Annotated in this window: 14 protein-coding genes; 4 read left to right on the top strand and 10 right to left on the bottom strand. The window is 54.2% G+C overall.

Annotated elements, in window-relative coordinates:
• Positions 1-7 precede the first annotated feature (7 nt).
• From nuoB to lrhA, 3 genes are all read right to left on the bottom strand, one after another.
• On the bottom strand, positions 8-682 hold the full coding sequence (nuoB, locus tag SK54_RS09100; protein WP_003861482.1) for an NADH-quinone oxidoreductase subunit NuoB: 675 nt from the start codon (positions 680-682) through the stop codon (positions 8-10).
• A 15-nt stretch (positions 683-697) separates the two neighbouring features.
• Positions 698-1,138, bottom strand: a complete 441-nt coding sequence (gene nuoA, locus SK54_RS09095; protein WP_003861475.1) for an NADH-quinone oxidoreductase subunit NuoA — start codon at positions 1,136-1,138, stop codon at positions 698-700.
• A gap of 631 nt (positions 1,139-1,769) precedes the next feature.
• Positions 1,770-2,708 (bottom strand): transcriptional regulator LrhA, encoded by a 939-nt coding sequence (lrhA, locus tag SK54_RS09090; RefSeq protein ID WP_032102733.1) that lies wholly within the window; start codon positions 2,706-2,708, stop codon positions 1,770-1,772.
• Positions 2,709-3,645: 937 nt separating this feature from the next.
• Here lrhA and alaA point away from each other — a divergent pair.
• Positions 3,646-4,860 carry an alanine transaminase AlaA gene (gene alaA / locus SK54_RS09085; protein WP_003861471.1) on the top strand — a complete coding sequence of 405 codons (1,215 nt, stop codon included), beginning with the start codon at positions 3,646-3,648 and terminating at the stop codon, positions 4,858-4,860.
• A gap of 117 nt (positions 4,861-4,977) precedes the next feature.
• Complete coding sequence (yfbR, locus tag SK54_RS09080) at positions 4,978-5,577, top strand: 5'-deoxynucleotidase (RefSeq protein ID WP_003861468.1); 600 nt, start codon at positions 4,978-4,980, stop codon at positions 5,575-5,577.
• A gap of 80 nt (positions 5,578-5,657) precedes the next feature.
• Here yfbR and SK54_RS09075 read toward each other — a convergent pair whose 3' ends face one another.
• The 4 genes from SK54_RS09075 to yfbV form a co-directional block, all read right to left on the bottom strand.
• A complete protein-coding gene (locus tag SK54_RS09075; protein WP_048247057.1) occupies positions 5,658-7,490 on the bottom strand; it encodes an SLC13 family permease in 1,833 nt (610 codons plus the stop codon).
• Between the two features lie 75 nt (positions 7,491-7,565).
• A complete protein-coding gene (locus SK54_RS09070) occupies positions 7,566-8,225 on the bottom strand; it encodes a sugar phosphatase (RefSeq protein ID WP_045343814.1) in 660 nt (219 codons plus the stop codon).
• Between the two features lie 11 nt (positions 8,226-8,236).
• Complete coding sequence (locus tag SK54_RS09065; RefSeq protein ID WP_003861461.1) at positions 8,237-8,731, bottom strand: YfbU family protein; 495 nt, start codon at positions 8,729-8,731, stop codon at positions 8,237-8,239.
• 92 nt (positions 8,732-8,823) lie between these two features.
• Positions 8,824-9,279, bottom strand: a complete 456-nt coding sequence (yfbV, locus tag SK54_RS09060; RefSeq protein WP_017383434.1) for a terminus macrodomain insulation protein YfbV — start codon at positions 9,277-9,279, stop codon at positions 8,824-8,826.
• A gap of 337 nt (positions 9,280-9,616) precedes the next feature.
• Here yfbV and ackA point away from each other — a divergent pair, with 337 nt between their 5' ends.
• A complete protein-coding gene (ackA, locus tag SK54_RS09055) occupies positions 9,617-10,819 on the top strand; it encodes an acetate kinase (protein WP_015572267.1) in 1,203 nt (400 codons plus the stop codon).
• 75 nt (positions 10,820-10,894) lie between these two features.
• Positions 10,895-13,036, top strand: a complete 2,142-nt coding sequence (gene pta / locus SK54_RS09050; protein ID WP_017383435.1) for a phosphate acetyltransferase — start codon at positions 10,895-10,897, stop codon at positions 13,034-13,036.
• A gap of 114 nt (positions 13,037-13,150) precedes the next feature.
• Here pta and SK54_RS09045 read toward each other — a convergent pair whose 3' ends face one another.
• From SK54_RS09045 to SK54_RS09035, 3 genes are read right to left on the bottom strand one after another with little or no spacing between them, the layout of a single operon-like run.
• Positions 13,151-14,104 (bottom strand): transketolase family protein, encoded by a 954-nt coding sequence (locus tag SK54_RS09045; protein ID WP_015572265.1) that lies wholly within the window; start codon positions 14,102-14,104, stop codon positions 13,151-13,153.
• On the bottom strand, positions 14,097-14,927 hold the full coding sequence (locus SK54_RS09040) for a transketolase (protein ID WP_045327761.1): 831 nt from the start codon (positions 14,925-14,927) through the stop codon (positions 14,097-14,099). The genes SK54_RS09045 and SK54_RS09040 overlap by 8 nt, the downstream gene beginning before the upstream one ends.
• The gene (locus SK54_RS09035; RefSeq protein WP_017383437.1) at positions 14,924-16,315 is read right to left on the bottom strand and encodes a PTS ascorbate transporter subunit IIC; all 1,392 of its coding nucleotides are present in this window, start codon (positions 16,313-16,315) and stop codon (positions 14,924-14,926) included. Before SK54_RS09035 ends, SK54_RS09040 begins: the two co-directional genes overlap by 4 nt.
• Positions 16,316-16,329 lie beyond the last annotated feature (14 nt).

Here is a 16,329-nt window from a genome sequence, read left to right as displayed (position 1 = left end):
GCGCAAATTAAATTTCGTCAGGCGTACGCAGGTTGGTGACGGCAATACGTTCACCACGTTTACGCTCGCGCTCAGACTGCATGTTCGCGCGATAAACACCCTGATCGCCAACAACCCATGAAAGCGGGCGGCGTTCTTTACCAATTGACTCCTGGAGCAGCATCAGCGCCTGCATATAGGCCTCTGGACGCGGCGGGCAGCCCGGGATGTACACATCCACCGGAATGAACTTATCAACGCCCTGCACAACGGAATAAATGTCGTACATACCGCCGGAGTTTGCACATGCGCCCATGGAGATAACCCATTTTGGCTCCAGCATCTGGTCATAAAGACGCTGAATAACCGGTGCCATCTTGGTAAAGCAGGTCCCGGCCACCACCATCAGGTCAGCCTGACGTGGAGAAGCACGCAGTACCTCGGCCCCAAAACGCGCAACGTCATGCACCGCAGTGAATGACGTCACCATTTCAACGTAGCAGCAAGAAAGGCCAAAGTTGTATGGCCAGATGGAGTTCTTACGACCCCAGTTGACCATGTCGTGCATGGCATGTTCGAGCTTGCCCATGTACACGCTTTTGTTGACTTCTTGCTCCAGGGGGTCGGTTACGATCTCCTGTTTTTGCAGGGGGTAACGGTCATTCTCACCGTTAGGATCTATGCGGGTGAGCGTATAATCCATCTTATTGCCTCGCTGTTACTGCTGACGATTAGAGATACTGTTTTCCGGGTTGATGTGTTCACGGCGTGAACGCACAGGTGTCCAGTCCAGCGCGCCAATACGCACCAGATAAACCAGACCGGCCAGTAACACTAAAATGAAAATTGCGGCCTCGACAAAGCCCACCCAACCACTTTCGCGAATGGAGGTAGACCACGCGAAGAGGTAAAGCGCTTCCACGTCAAAAATGACGAAGAACATGGCTACCAAGTAGAACTTGGCAGACAGGCGTAAGCGAGCGGTACCTACTGAATCAATACCTGATTCGAAAGGTGTGTTTTTGTGCCTTGCGCGGGCGCGACCGCCCAGGAACCAGCCGCCGACTAACATCAGGCAGCACAGGCCAATGGCTACAATAAGAAAGATTGCGAATGCCCAGTGATGAGCGATGACTTCTGTGGATGTTGACATACTCATTGCTTACTCATCAAAAGTGATACCGACGACACTGCTCTTGCTGGCAGATGGGCATCACATCGATTCATGGGGAGGAACAAAATAACCTTACACTAACTGTCAGAAATGAGACATAGACAGCAAAATGATGGGGTTTTTTACTCCTTTCTATAACCTTTTGTCAACTTTAACAAAGGTTTCTTCACATTAAATTACAACGTGCGATTCTCATTAACATTTGGTGCCCTTTAACCCTGGTGGGTACATGACTTTCCGTCAAATGCATCTTGTTGAATCGTGTCCGTTTTGGAAGTAAAAAAAATAACCCTCCTATTTTGACAGGATTTGCCAACGATTCCTCCCCCCAAATGGGAGTATTTTCTTGATCTGAGACACGCTTTTGTTAATTCAATCAAAAAAACAGCAACATATTTCCTGTTTTTTTAACATCGGCGGGGTATGAGGTAAGTTAGAACAGGTATTGTTTACATCTTAACCAAAAACATTTTCTGCATTGATAAATAAGCGTTATTTGCTTTATCCCTGCTCCGTTCACGGTTATGAATAGCAAAAAAAACCACTCGCAGGAAAAAATCATGCGAGTGGCTCTTTTTTGCACTTACATTTTGTTACGAGAATTTTGAGGGAATGATCACTCAAAATCCCCTTCCACGATCAGGGAGTCGTCCCCACCTTCGGGAGTAACAGGCGCGTACTGCCATGGATTGTGGTAGTTTTCCATTGCCTCGAACACCACTTTTGCCAGCTCGTTGTTGCTGGCGGCGTTATGGCACAGCAGGTACTCCGTATCCGGCAACGACGGGAGTCCCTCGGATTGACCCAGCACACGCAGATCGGGGCTCATCATCTCCACCGGACGGGCCGTTACGCCAAGCCCGGCCTTCACCGCCGCTCGCACTGCGGGCAAGGTTGACGCCACGTACGCCAGGCGCCATGGAATACTGGCTTCGTTGAGCGCAGCCAGCACCATATCGCGGAACGGACTCGGATCGTCCAGCAGGACCAGGGGTATCGGCTCACCTTTCTGCAATACATACTCCGCGGCACAGTACCAGTGCGTTGGAGAAGTACGCAGCGTCAGGCTGTCAAACTGGCCAGGTCGATGCGTGGTGACCACCAGGTCAACCTCGTTTTCTTTCAGCATCTCAACCATGAAGGCATTGCGTTTAACGCTAACGTCCAGGGCAAGCTTCGGATAAACCGAGCTAATTCGGTTGAGAAGGAAGGGTAAAATGGTATCTGCTGATTCATCTGACGCCCCTAATGTTAACACTCCCTGAAGGTTGCTAAACATTAATGACATACAGGCTTCATCATTAAAGCGCAGTATCTTTCTGGCATAACCCAGAAGCTGAATACCATGTTCTGTTAAAAGCTTATTACGTCCATGACGCGCAAAAAGCTCTTTACCAACCAGTTGTTCCAGCCGCTGCATTTGCTGACTCACGGCGGACTGGGTACGGCAAACGGCGGCAGCAGCTGCTGCAAAAGTGTTGAGATCGGCGACCGCAACAAACGTTCTCAGCAGATCGAGGTCGAGATTCATTATCGGACGATTTGCATTTATCATATCTTTTCACTTTCAGGTTGCTCGTGCGGAGCTGCCCGGGTTGAAGCTGTGTGTAACAGTTAAGCAATTCCTTCTGAAGAGTTTCCCTCGCATCCCGGCCCGGCAGACTGCCTGACAGATAGTTATTGTACTGCGGTATATCACCAGTCAGAAATCACGTTTCATGACGTTATTTTTATTCTCTTGCGTCCAGGATATTTCGTTGTTTGCAGGTCGATGTTAATACCATAAAGAGTAAGACATGTTTTCTGCCATCTATATCGCAGCGTTGGCAACGTAGCAAGATGTGACTTACCCAATCAGCCAGAGATAATTTTAACAATAACAATCGATTAATACAGGAAAGCAGTATCCGATATACGTAACAGGCCTATCGCTATGCTGCATTCCCGAAACACATCTTAACCCAAATCCACTATATTTATAAGTCTTATTGCAATATTAAGGATTTAACGCCAATGATAAGCAACTACACTCTTTTTATTAAAATTAACGAAAGTTGCATTTTCGTCGTTAATAATAAATAAAGTTTAATTTAGATTCAGGCCATTCATTAATAACCCTTAACATTAATTTCACATGAGTAACTTTTAACCTGGCTTTGCTAATATGGCAATCGGTATCTCAGCATTCAGGTTTTACGAATGGTCACTCAGGGGGACTAATGCATCAGCCAGAATCGTCTTTTTATTTATTCCAGAATAATATTCATCTTTATATGAAATTTTTAGCACAAACAACCCAACACCCCTCTTTATCACGATAAATTCAGGCGCAAAATCACTCCGTCGTTAGAGTAAGCGATCACCGCGGCATTGCCCGGTTGGACGAAATCTTCTTCTGTGCGCCCTTCAAAACGAAGCGCGGTGGGAGTACATTGTTCCGTGCTCACTTCCACGGCAGGAAGTTGCAATAATAGCGAAAAGGTTAAAGGTTCATGTCCCCTATCGAAAAATCCAGCAAGCTCGACAACGTCTGTTACGACATCCGTGGCCCGGTACTCAAAGAGGCAAAACGCCTTGAAGAGGAAGGCAATAAGGTTCTGAAACTCAACATCGGCAACCCCGCGCCATTTGGTTTTGAAGCGCCGGATGAGATCCTGGTGGATGTGATCCGTAACCTGCCCACTGCACAAGGCTACTGCGATTCAAAAGGGCTTTATTCCGCCCGTAAAGCCATCATGCAGCACTATCAGGCTCGCGGTATGCGCGACGTCACCGTTGAAGATATCTACATTGGCAACGGTGTCTCGGAGCTGATCGTTCAGGCGATGCAGGCGCTCCTGAACAGCGGCGATGAAATGCTGGTTCCTGCCCCGGATTATCCGCTGTGGACAGCTGCGGTGTCCCTGTCCAGCGGTAAAGCGGTGCACTACCTGTGCGACGAATCCTCTGACTGGTTCCCGGATCTGGATGATATTCGCGCCAAAATTACCCCGCGCACCCGGGGTATCGTGATCATTAACCCGAATAACCCGACGGGTGCGGTCTATTCAAAAGAGCTGCTGATGGAGATCGTCGAGATCGCCCGCCAGCACAACCTGATCATCTTTGCCGACGAGATTTACGACAAGATCCTGTACGACGCGGCGCAGCACCACTCTATCGCCGCGCTGGCACCCGATCTGCTGACGGTCACCTTTAACGGACTGTCTAAAACTTACCGCGTTGCCGGTTTCCGTCAGGGCTGGATGGTACTGAACGGTCCGAAAAAACATGCGAAAGGCTACATTGAAGGGCTGGAGATGCTGGCATCCATGCGTCTGTGCGCCAACGTACCGGCGCAACATGCGATCCAGACGGCGCTCGGTGGTTATCAGAGCATCAGCGAGTTCATCGTGCCTGGCGGCCGCCTGTATGAACAGCGCAACCGCGCATGGGAATTGATTAATGATATTCCGGGCGTCTCCTGCGTGAAGCCTAACGGCGCGCTGTACATGTTCCCGAAAATCGACGCGAAGCGCTTCAATATTCACGACGACCAGAAAATGGTGCTCGACTTCCTGTTGCAGGAAAAAGTGCTACTGGTTCAGGGGACGGCGTTTAACTGGCCGTGGCCGGATCACGTGCGTATCGTCACCTTGCCGCGCGAAGACGATCTCGAGATGGCCATCAGCCGCTTCGGGCGCTTCCTCTCCGGGTACCATCAGTAACGCTGACTTTTCGCCGGGTAGCGCTGCGCTTACCCGGCCTGCAACATCCGCAAATTTGCAACTTCCCTCCCCTCCCCGCACAATGAAGTCTGTCGCAGTGAAGACATAAGGTAACCTATGAGTCAGAGTCATTTCTTTGCCCACCTCTCCCGCCTGAAACTCATCAACCGCTGGCCGCTGATGCGCAATGTGCGTACTGAAAATGTGTCTGAGCACAGTTTGCAGGTTGCCATGGTCGCGCACGCGCTGGCCGCGATTAAAAACCGCAAATTCAACGGGCAGGTGAATGCCGAACGTATCGCCCTGCTGGCGATGTATCACGATGCATCGGAAGTGCTGACCGGGGATCTGCCTACGCCGGTGAAATATTTCAACTCGCAGATTGCCCAGGAATATAAGGCCATTGAGAAGATTGCCCAGCAGAAGCTGATCGACATGGTGCCTGAAGAGCTGCGCGATATCTTCGGGCCGCTGATCGATGAGCATCAGTATACGGAAGAGGAGAAATCCCTGGTTAAGCAGGCCGATGCGCTGTGCGCCTACCTGAAGTGTCTGGAAGAGTTATCCGCCGGGAATAACGAATTTTTACTGGCAAAAACGCGTCTGGAAAAAACGCTGGAATCCCGTCGCAGCGAAGAGATGGACTACTTTATGCGCGTGTTTGTGCCGAGCTTCCATTTGTCGCTGGATGAGATTAGCCAGGATTCGCCACTCTGATTTTCGCCCAGCGGCGCTGCGCTTGCAGGGCCTACGGGGTTGTAGGCCGGGTAAGGCGTAGCCGCCACCCGGCAAAATGCTCAGAACGGAAACAGGACCGGTATCAATACCACGCACACCACCATCACAAGCACGGTGAACGGCACACCCAGCTTCACGAAATCTCTGAACCTATAATTCCCGGGCCCCAGCACCAGCGTATTGACCGGGGAAGAGACCGGCGTCATAAATGCCGCGGACGCCGCCATCGCAACCATCATCGCAAACGGATACGGCGAAACGCCCATCGATTTTGCCATCGCCAGCGCAATGGGCGCCATCAGCACCGCCGTTGCGGTATTGGAGATGAACAAACCGATGGTGGCACACATGACGAACAGGCAAACCATCATCAGGTACGGACCATATCCCCCGCCCGCGTCCATTAAGCCTTTCACGATCAAATCCACCCCGCCGGTTTTCTGTAGCGCCAGGGCGAAGGGCATCATCCCGACGATGAGAATGATGCTCGGCCAGTGAATCGCTTTGTAAGCGCTTTCGGCGTCAATACAGCGGAATTTGCCCATTAACAGACAGGCGATTATCGCCGCCACCGGGTTAGGGATCTCGTCCGTCAGCATCAGCGCGACCATCAATACCAGGCAAAAAATCGCATGGGGCGCCTGGCTGTGCGCCGGTGATGCATCGTTCTCTTCAATCGGCATATTCAGCACCACAAAATCGCGGCCTTTCTGCCCGAGCTGGCTAATCAGTTTCCAGTTGCCGACCACGAGGAAGATATCCCCCAGCAGGATCGGCTCATCCACCACCGCCCCTTCAAGGGCTACGCCATCGCGCTTCAGGCCCACCACGTTGAGGCCATAGCGGGTACGAAAGCCGATTTCACGCACGGTTTTGCCCAATAACTCCGATTCCGGGATCAGCGACACCTCGGCCATTCCCACATCCAGCGCCTGGTCAGAGAAATACTCGCCGCGCAGGACCATCGGCTCCAGCAGCTGCTCGCTACAAAACTCCCGCAGATCCACGTCTGCGGTGGACATATCAATCAGCAGGACGTCACGCGCGCGAAACTCTGACACCCCGTTCACGTTAACGATCACCCGACGAAAACGACGCCAGCGCTCAACCCCGATGACGTTCGCGCCATAGCGTTCACGTAGCTTAAGGTCATCCAGCCGCTGCCCCACCATAGGCGATCCCGGGCGGATAGCCAGACGTCGGGCACGCCCGGTCAGACGATACTCTTTAATCAGATCGCGGAAAGAGCGCCGCTTCCAGCCCTCTTTGGCTTTATCCTGCTTCTCCCCTTTCAGCGCGAAACGGGTCAATAGCATATAGATAATGCCCATCACCAGTACCACCAGCCCGATCGGCGTAACGCTGAAAAAGCTAAACCCCTCAAGCCCCTCACGGATCAGTTCGCTGTTCACGACGAGGTTCGGCGGCGTCGCGACCAGCGTCATCATGCCGCTGATGAGCCCGGCGAAGCTCAACGGCATCATCAGCCGCGACGGGGAGATCTGCATCCTCATGCAGACGCTCAGCACGACCGGAATAAAGATGGCCACGACGCCCGTAGAGCTCATAAACGCGCCCAGCCCGGCGACCGTCAGCATCAGGTAAATCAGCATTTTGGTTTCGCTGCTGCCCGCCACCTTAACCAACCACGACCCCATCATCGTCGCCACGCCGGTGCGTACCAGCCCGTCGCCAATAATAAACAGGGCGGCAATCAAAATAACGTTGGGATCGCTAAACCCGGAAAAGGCTTCCGGCAGGGAAAGGGTACCGCTCAGAATGAATGCGACAATCACAAACAGGGCGACGGCATCCATGCGCACCTTGCCCGTGGCAAAAAGAATGATGGCGATTAACAGCAGGCTCAGGACCCAAATCAGTTCACCGTTCACAACATGTCCTTGTCAGTGGAGGAGAAGCAATTCTGCCATAAAAAAGCCCCGGTAATGCGGGGCTATATCATGGGATTACATTTTTAGCGAGACGGTTACAACTCCGTCTGACGCCTTCGAGACGTCGATGGCGGTCAGGGTGTTAAGCACAAAATCCGCCTCCTCCAGCCGGGGGGAACCCGCCGGGACGTTAACGGCAATGACGTGGCTTCCGGCGTTCAGCCCGGCCAGCACGCCTGCCGCCGCGTCTTCCACCACCACGCACTCCGCTGGCGCAAGGCCAAGCAGTTCAGCGCCGAGCAGAAACGCATCCGGTTCAGGCTTGCCGCGCTTCACGCGCTCAGCGGTAATGAATACGTCCGGCGTCGGTAAACCTGCCGCCTTATGACGGGCATGCGCGACGGGAACCGAGCCGGAGGTGACGATAGCCCACGGGATCTGCGCTTCATTCAGGTGCTCAAGCAGTTCACGCGCACCGGGCAGCGCGGTGATGCCTTCGGTATCGGTAGCTTCAATCTGCTCAAGATAGCGGAACTCCGCCTGAATCTCTTCCTCAGAACGTCCCGCAAGGAAGTGCCGCAATGAGGTAATGGCCTGTTTGCCATGGATGAAATTCAGTACGTCCTGATGGTCGATGTCGTGCCGGTCGGCCCAGTGGCACCACGAGCGCTCCACCACCGGTAGCGAATCCACCAGCGTACCGTCCAGATCAAACAGAAAACCTTTACACTGCACACGCACCTCCGTCAGGCATTAATGATTTGTTGAATTTCGTTGCTGCTTAAATGGTACTGACGCGGACAGGCGTGCCACGCGCTCAGCATACGTTGATACTTATCCCACATCGGGGTCTGGGCGTTGAAGCCGTGCGTACCCGCATCAAAATGGGTGTAACGCCCTTCGGTATTCACCATAAAGCGTACATAGCTCAGATAGCGCGCTTCCGTCGCAGCATCAAAGCCCAGGAACGTCACGCGGCGCTCGTCAATGGTCTGCTGGTCCTTCAGATTGGTCCAGGACACATGCAGCGCATGGTACATCTCCATGATGTCGATAACGATACGGCAGGTTTCCTCTTTCAGTTCGCCAAATTCGCGATCCAGTTCGCGCATCTGCAAGCCAAAACCACGTTCAACAATGGTTTGCAGGCGGCTGTAGCGTGCAGCGTTATCGGGATCAAGCATAGTCATCATCTTGTACTGGTTAGACAAAATCAGACGTTGAGCATGGGTCATTTCCATCTTTCGACTCCTGTAGCGCATTGCACTGTAAAAAAAAGACACGGTAACTGATTGTTACTGTGCCTTCTTTTGGTCGTCGTTTCGATGATCAATCACAAGTCATCGAGGAATGTTTTATCAAGCTGTTTAAACGCACGCTTGAGGGTATCCGCCAGCGCCTGATAGTCTGGCTTGCCTTCAACCGGTGCCAGCGCCTGGCCCGCCTCCTCCAGTTTTCCACGCACTTCATAAAACCAGTGTAAAACAGAAGGCGGAAGTGGCGTGACGGAACGTTTGCCTAACCACCATAGCCCCTGCATCGGCAGGCTTAACGCAAAAAGCGCCGTCGCGACGGCAGGGCCAAGCTGTCCACCTAACGCTATCTGCCAGCACAGGGTAAAAACGGCAATCGGGGGCATAAAGCGAATCGCATAGCGCGTGGCGCGAATAGTGCGATTTTCAATAAACATGGGCGCGAGGCGCTTTTCCATCGGCCATGTCTTTGCGTAATGCTGTCCCCGACGAAACAGACTAAAAAAGTTCACGGACGGGATTTCGGGTGTCGACATGGCTGTACCTCAACTTCACATATAAAAATTAAAATTTTCGTGCAAAACCACAACAGGCTATGACAACGTTCAAAATATTTTGTCATCGCTACCCCGTATCGGGTATCCTGTGCCAGCCTGATAGGGCCGTAGACGATAAGCGTTAACTCGTCAAATTATCGCATATTATGCCATTGTCTGAAAAATGTTCAAAATGGCTTAAAATCATAGGTATTTCTTCCATCCTGCCAGAATGTTTGTTTGGCATGATGTTAATCATAAATGTCTGGGTCAGCATGCGTTACGCTTTTAGACTCACTGACGTTTTTTTAGCCACGTATCAATAATAGGTACTTCCATGTCGAGTAAGTTAGTACTGGTTCTGAACTGCGGTAGCTCCTCACTGAAATTCGCCATCATCGATGCGCTCAACGGTGACGAGTACCTCTCTGGTTTGGCCGAATGTTTCCATCTGCCTGAAGCACGTATCAAGTGGAAGATGGACGGCAGCAAACAAGAAGCGGCTTTAGGTGCAGGCGCCGCTCACAGTGAAGCGCTGAACTTTATCGTTAACACTATTCTGGCACAAAAACCAGAACTGTCTGCTCAGCTGACCGCAATTGGTCACCGTATCGTCCACGGCGGCGAAAAATACACCAGTTCCGTGGTAATCGACGACTCCGTGATCCAGGGTATCAAAGACTCTGCGTCTTTCGCACCGCTGCATAACCCGGCGCACCTGATCGGTATCGCTGAAGCACTGAAATCCTTCCCGAGTCTGAAAGACAAAAACGTGGCCGTGTTCGATACCGCGTTCCATCAGACCATGCCGGAAGAGTCTTACCTCTATGCCCTGCCATACAGCCTGTACAAAGAGCACGGCGTCCGTCGTTACGGCGCACACGGCACCAGCCACTTCTATGTGACTCAGGAAGCCGCAAAAGTGCTGAACAAGCCGGTTGAAGAAGTCAACATTATCACCTGCCACCTGGGCAACGGTGGTTCTGTTTCCGCTATCCGCAACGGTAAGTGTGTTGACACCTCTATGGGTCTGACCCCGCTGGAAGGTCTGGTGATGGGTACCCGTTCCGGTGATATCGACCCGGCGATCATCTTCCACCTGCACGACACCCTGGGCATGAGCGTTGACGACATCAACAAAATGCTGACCAAAGAGTCTGGCCTGCTGGGCCTGACCGAGGTCACCAGCGACTGCCGTTACGTTGAAGACAACTACGCAGAAAAAGCTGACGCTAAACGTGCAATGGACGTTTATTGCCACCGTCTGGCGAAGTACATCGGTTCTTACACCGCGCTGATGGAAGGCCGTCTGGATGCTGTTATCTTCACCGGCGGTATCGGTGAGAACGCGGCAATGGTACGTGAACTGTCCCTGGGCAAACTGGGCGTTCTGGGCTTCGAAGTTGATCATGAGCGTAACCTGGCTGCCCGCTTCGGCAAGTCTGGCTTCATCAACAAAGAAGGCACCCGCCCTGCTATCGTTATCCCAACTAACGAAGAGCTGGTCATCGCGCAAGACGCGCACCGCCTGACTGCCTGATTCCACACCGCCAGCAATGCTGGCGGTGCTGTTTTGTAACCCGCCCAACGCGGCGGTAACGAAAGAGGATAAACCGTGTCCCGTACTATTATGCTGATCCCTACCGGAACCAGCGTCGGCCTGACCAGCGTCAGCCTCGGCGTGATCCGCGCTATGGAACGCAAAGGCGTTCGTCTGAGCGTCTTTAAGCCTATCGCCCAGCCACGTGCCGGTGGCGATGCGCCAGACCAGACCACCACCATCGTTCGCAAGAACTCCAATCTGCCAGCGGCTGAACCGCTGAAGATGAGCCACGTTGAATCTCTGCTCTCCAGCAACCAGAAAGACGTGCTGATGGAAGAGATCATTGCCAACTACCACGCAAACGCGCAGGACGCGGAAGTGGTGCTGGTTGAAGGCCTGGTCCCGACCCGTAAACACCAGTTTGCCCAGTCTCTGAACTTTGAAATCGCGAAAACCCTGAACGCAGAGATCGTTTTCGTGATGTCTCAGGGCACGGATACCCCAGAGCAGCTGAAAGAGCGTATCGAACTGACGCGCAGCAGCTTCGGCGGTGCGAAAAACACCAGCATCACCGGCGTGATTGTTAACAAGCTGAACGCGCCAGTAGATGAGCAGGGCCGTACGCGTCCTGACCTGTCCGAAATTTTTGACGACTCTTCCAAAGCGAAAGTCATCAAAGTTGACCCGGCTAAGTTGCAGGATTCCAGCCCGCTGCCTGTTCTGGGCGCGGTGCCATGGAGCTTCGATCTGATTGCCACCCGTGCAATCGATATGGCGCGTCACCTGAACGCCACCGTGATCAACGAAGGCGATATCAACACCCGCCGCGTGAAGTCCGTAACTTTCTGCGCACGTAGCATTCCACACATGCTGGAGCACTTCCGTGCAGGTTCCCTGCTGGTAACCTCCGCAGACCGTCCGGACGTGCTGGTTGCAGCCTGTCTGGCCGCGATGAACGGCGTGGAGATCGGCGCGATCCTGCTGACCGGCGCCTACGAGATGGACCCACGCGTAAGCAAGCTGTGCGAACGTGCGTTCGCCACTGGCCTGCCAGTCTTCATGGTGAACACTAACACCTGGCAGACCTCCCTGAGCCTGCAAAGCTTCAACCTCGAAGTGCCGGTTGATGACCACGAGCGTATCGAGAAAGTTCAGGAATACGTTGCGGGCTACATCAACGCAGACTGGATCGAATCCCTGACGGCGACCTCCGAGCGCAGCCGTCGTCTATCTCCTCCAGCCTTCCGTTACCAGCTGACCGAGCTGGCGCGTAAAGCGGGCAAACGCGTGGTTCTGCCAGAAGGCGACGAACCACGTACCGTTAAAGCGGCAGCCATCTGTGCAGAGCGCGGTATCGCGACCTGTGTGCTGCTGGGTAACCCGGATGAGATCAACCGCGTTGCGGCGTCTCAGGGCGTTGAGCTCGGCGCGGGCATCGAAATCGTTGATCCTGACGTGGTCCGCGAAAGCTACGTTGCCCGTCTGGTTGAGCTGCGTAAGAACAAAGGCATGACCGAAGCCGTTGCGCGCGAGCAGCTGGAAGACAACGTGGTGCTGGGTACGCTGATGCTGGAGCAGGACGAAGTTGACGGTCTGGTTTCCGGTGCGGTTCACACCACCGCAAATACCATCCGTCCACCGTTGCAGCTGATCAAAACTGCACCGGGCAGCTCTCTGGTCTCCTCCGTGTTCTTCATGCTGCTGCCTGAACAGGTTTACGTTTACGGCGACTGCGCGATCAACCCGGACCCAACCGCAGAGCAGCTGGCAGAAATCGCTATCCAGTCTGCGGACTCCGCGATTGCCTTCGGTATCGAACCACGCGTCGCGATGCTCTCCTACTCCACCGGCACCTCTGGTGCAGGTAGTGACGTAGAGAAAGTCCGTGAAGCGACCCGCATTGCACAGGAAAAACGTCCGGATCTGATGATCGACGGCCCGCTCCAGTACGATGCCGCGGTAATGGCTGACGTGGCGAAATCCAAAGCGCCGAACTCGCCGGTTGCAGGTCGCGCTACCGTGTTCATCTTCCCGGATCTGAACACCGGTAACACCACCTATAAAGCGGTACAGCGTTCAGCAGACCTGATCTCCATCGGGCCAATGCTGCAAGGCATGCGCAAACCTGTGAACGACCTGTCCCGTGGTGCGCTGGTTGACGATATCGTCTACACCATCGCGCTGACCGCGATCCAGTCTTCGCAGCAGCAGTAATTGTAAGGTCTTGCCGGATGTCGCTTCGCTTATCCGGCCTACAGGACCGTAGGCCCGGTAAGCGCGAGCGCCACCGGGCAACAAAAAGGCGACCACAAATGGTCGCCTTTTTTATTACAGCAGCTCCCGCGCCGCCGACACAATGTCATGTGCCGTCAGGCCATACTCCTTCTGCAAGAAGTCCTGCGTACCCACCTGACCATACCGTTCCTTCACCCCCACCCGCCGCATAGGCACCGGACAGGTTTCCACCAGCACTTCCGCCACCGCCGACCCCAGCCCGTTGTGAATGCTGTGATTTTCGCAGGTCACAATACGCCCGGTTTTCTCGGCATAGTTTTTCACCAGCATCCGATCGATGGGCTTCAGGGTAAACATGTCGATGACCGCTGCGCTTACCCCCTCCTGCTCCAGCTGGCGCGCCGCCTCCAGCGCTTCCGCCACCATAATGCCGTTAGCAATCAGGGTAATATCGGTTCCCTCGCGCAGCACGTTGCCCTTGCCGATGGTGAAGGTTGACCCCGGGGCATACACGCTCGGCGCCTGTTTACGGATGGTCCTTACCCAGTAAAAGCCTTCCAGGTCGATGAGCTGACGCAGCACATCTTCGAACATCACCGCATCGGTCACCTCCAGCACCACTGAATGCGCCAGACCGCGCACGATGCCCATATCCTCAAACGACATATGCGTCCCGCCGTTGTGACAGGCCGTCACGCCCGCATCCGAGGCAATCACCTTCACGTTATTGCGCTGGTAGTCCAGGGACATAAACAGCTGGTCAAAGCAGCGACGGCTGGCAAAAGCGGTAAAGGTATGAACGAACGGCTTACGTCCGGTGAGCGACAGCCCGGCGGCCGTCCCAATCACGTTGGCCTCCATAATGCCGCAGTTGATGACGTGCTGTGGGTAATCACGCGCTACGCCGTCCATCGCCATCGAACTCATCAGATCCGCTTCGAGCGCAATGATCTCGCTCCCGGCCTCAATCTGTTTTGCCACAAAACCCGCGTAGACCTTACGCATCTCAACGGCATCTTTCTGTCCTGTCGGTGCAACCTTAATCATGTGAAGCCTCCAGTTGGCGAATCGTCTCGTTAAGCGCCGCTTTGCTCTCCTCGGTTAATCGCAGGTGATGCGAGTTGCTGAGCTGTTCAAGGTATGGCACCCCCTGCCCTTTAATGCTGTCGAGGATCACCACCCGCGGACGCGCATCAGCCTCAGGGATCGGCGCGGTCACCTCCAGCAGCGCCGGAATGTCATCCCCTTTCACCGTCACCACGTCAAAACCAAAGGCGCGGAATTTGCCTTCCAGGTCGAAGGCGCTGATGATTTCGTCCAGCTCGCCGTCGAGCTGCTGTTTGTTCCAGTCCACGAATACCGTCAGGTTGTTCAGTCGATGGTGAGCAATAAACTGGAAGGCTTCCCAGCACTGCCCTTCATTCAGTTCTCCGTCGCCAACGATGCAAAACACCCGGTTTGGCCTTCCTGCCAGCTTGTGCGACAGCGCCATGCCGCCAGCGATGGAGATCCCCTGTCCCAGTGATCCGGTGGTGGCATCCACGCCGCGTGTTTTCAGGCGATCCGGGTGACTTGGCAGACGCGTCCCGTTCTGGTTCAGCGTGCTCAGCTCTTCAATCGGGAAGTAGCCCTTAATCGCCAGCGTGCTGTACAGCGCCGGCCCCGCATGGCCTTTCGACAGCACAAAGTAATCGCGCTCTGGCCAGTCCGGATCGGCCGGGTCAATTTTCATTACCGCGCCGTACAGAACGGCCAGCGTTTCAACGACTGACATACTGCCGCCGTAGTGCCCAAAACCCAGCTGCGTAAGGGATTTCAGCGTCTCAATGCGGATCTGACGCGCCAGTTCGGTTATTTCATTCTCATTCATGATTTGGCTCCGGGGTTTTCCTGCGCGTTACCGCTGGCAGGTTTGTTTTTAGCGAAGACGTTGTAGGCCACCAGCAGCGCGAACAACACAACAACCAGTCCGGTGATGGCAAGCGGCGACAGGAAGCGTGCCAGGTTGCCCAGCACAATCCCGACCGCACCAAAATCAGCGTCCGAGAAGGTCGTATTCGCAAAGCCAATTGCGCCCAGAACAGGCAGCAGCAGGACCGGGAGGAAGGTGATCAGCAGGCCGTTAGCAAAGGCGCCAATCATTGCCCCGCGGCGTCCACCGGTGGCGTTACCGAACACGCCCGCCGTTGCGCCGGTGAAGAAGTGCGGCACAACGCCCGGGAGGATCAGCACCCAGCTAAACTGACCGCAGATGAACAAGCCCACAATCCCGCCGAGGAAGCTAAACAGGAAGCCAATCAGCACCGCGTTTGGCGCATACGGGTAGACCACCGGGCAGTCCAGCGCAGGCCGCGCATTGGGCACCAGTTTTTCCGAGAAGCCGGTAAAGGCCGGGACGATTTCCGCCAGAATCAGGCGCACGCCCTGCAAGATGATGAACACGCCTGCCGCGAAGGTGATGGCCATAATGATGGCGTACACCAGGTAGTTTTGGCCGCCGCTGAAGGTGGCCTCCACGTACTCACGTCCGGCGCTCACCGCCATGATCAGGTAGATAATCATCATGGTCAGGGAGATGGAGATTGAACTGTCACGCAGGAAGCTAAGGTTCTTCGGCAGGTTCATCTCTTCGGTGGAGCGCGAGCCTTTCCCGACCTTGCTGCCAATCCAGCCGGACAGCACGTAGCCCAGCGTGCCGAAATGACCGAAGGCGATCTCATCGTTGCCGGTAATACGCTTCATATAGCGCTGCGCAATCGCCGGGAAGAAGGCCATAATCAGGCCGAGGATCAACGAACCGGTAAAGACCAGCCCGACCCCCTCGAAGCCTGCAACCGTCAGGATCACGCCGATCATGCATGCCATGTAGAAGGTGTGATGCCCGGTGAGGAAGATGTATTTCAGGCGGGTAAAGCGCGCAACAATAATATTCGCCACCATCCCGAAGGCCATAATGAGCGCGGTGGAAGCGCCATATTTTTCCAGGGCAATCGAGACAATAGCTTCATTGTTGGGAATAATGCCCTGAATATTAAAGGCGTGCTCAAACATACCGCCGAGCGGATTTAAAGAGCCCACCAGCACAGTTGCGCCGCCGCCCAGTACAATAAAGCCGAGAATGGTTTTAATTGTGCCTTTTACCACATCCGAAAAGGCTTTTTTCTGCGCCACAAGACCAATCAGAGCAATTAACCCGACCAGCACTGAAGGGACTTTTAAAATATCAACAACGAAATTCAGCGTTTCAAGGATAAACATATCCACCTCGCCTT

Origin of the sequence: Enterobacter sp. MGH120 (assembly GCF_001037725.1) — a bacterium.
In the GTDB taxonomy this organism is placed as follows: domain Bacteria; phylum Pseudomonadota; class Gammaproteobacteria; order Enterobacterales; family Enterobacteriaceae; genus Enterobacter; species Enterobacter hormaechei_C.
This window is presented reverse-complemented; position numbering and strand designations above follow the sequence as displayed.

Bases quoted from the DNA above. Each gene is read 5' to 3' on its own strand.
- nuoB (WP_003861482.1), bottom strand. From the start codon at position 682: ATGGATTATACGCTCACCCGCATAGATCCTAACGGTGAGAATGACCGT.
- nuoA (WP_003861475.1), bottom strand. From the start codon at position 1,138: ATGAGTATGTCAACATCCACAGAAGTCATCGCTCATCACTGGGCATTC.
- lrhA (WP_032102733.1), bottom strand. From the start codon at position 2,708: ATGATAAATGCAAATCGTCCGATAATGAATCTCGACCTCGATCTGCTG.
- alaA (WP_003861471.1), top strand. From the start codon at position 3,646: ATGTCCCCTATCGAAAAATCCAGCAAGCTCGACAACGTCTGTTACGAC.
- yfbR (WP_003861468.1), top strand. From the start codon at position 4,978: ATGAGTCAGAGTCATTTCTTTGCCCACCTCTCCCGCCTGAAACTCATC.
- SK54_RS09065 (WP_003861461.1), bottom strand. From the start codon at position 8,731: ATGGAAATGACCCATGCTCAACGTCTGATTTTGTCTAACCAGTACAAG.
- yfbV (WP_017383434.1), bottom strand. From the start codon at position 9,279: ATGTCGACACCCGAAATCCCGTCCGTGAACTTTTTTAGTCTGTTTCGT.
- ackA (WP_015572267.1), top strand. From the start codon at position 9,617: ATGTCGAGTAAGTTAGTACTGGTTCTGAACTGCGGTAGCTCCTCACTG.
- SK54_RS09045 (WP_015572265.1), bottom strand. From the start codon at position 14,104: ATGATTAAGGTTGCACCGACAGGACAGAAAGATGCCGTTGAGATGCGT.
- SK54_RS09040 (WP_045327761.1), bottom strand. From the start codon at position 14,927: ATGAATGAGAATGAAATAACCGAACTGGCGCGTCAGATCCGCATTGAG.
- SK54_RS09035 (WP_017383437.1), bottom strand. From the start codon at position 16,315: ATGTTTATCCTTGAAACGCTGAATTTCGTTGTTGATATTTTAAAAGTC.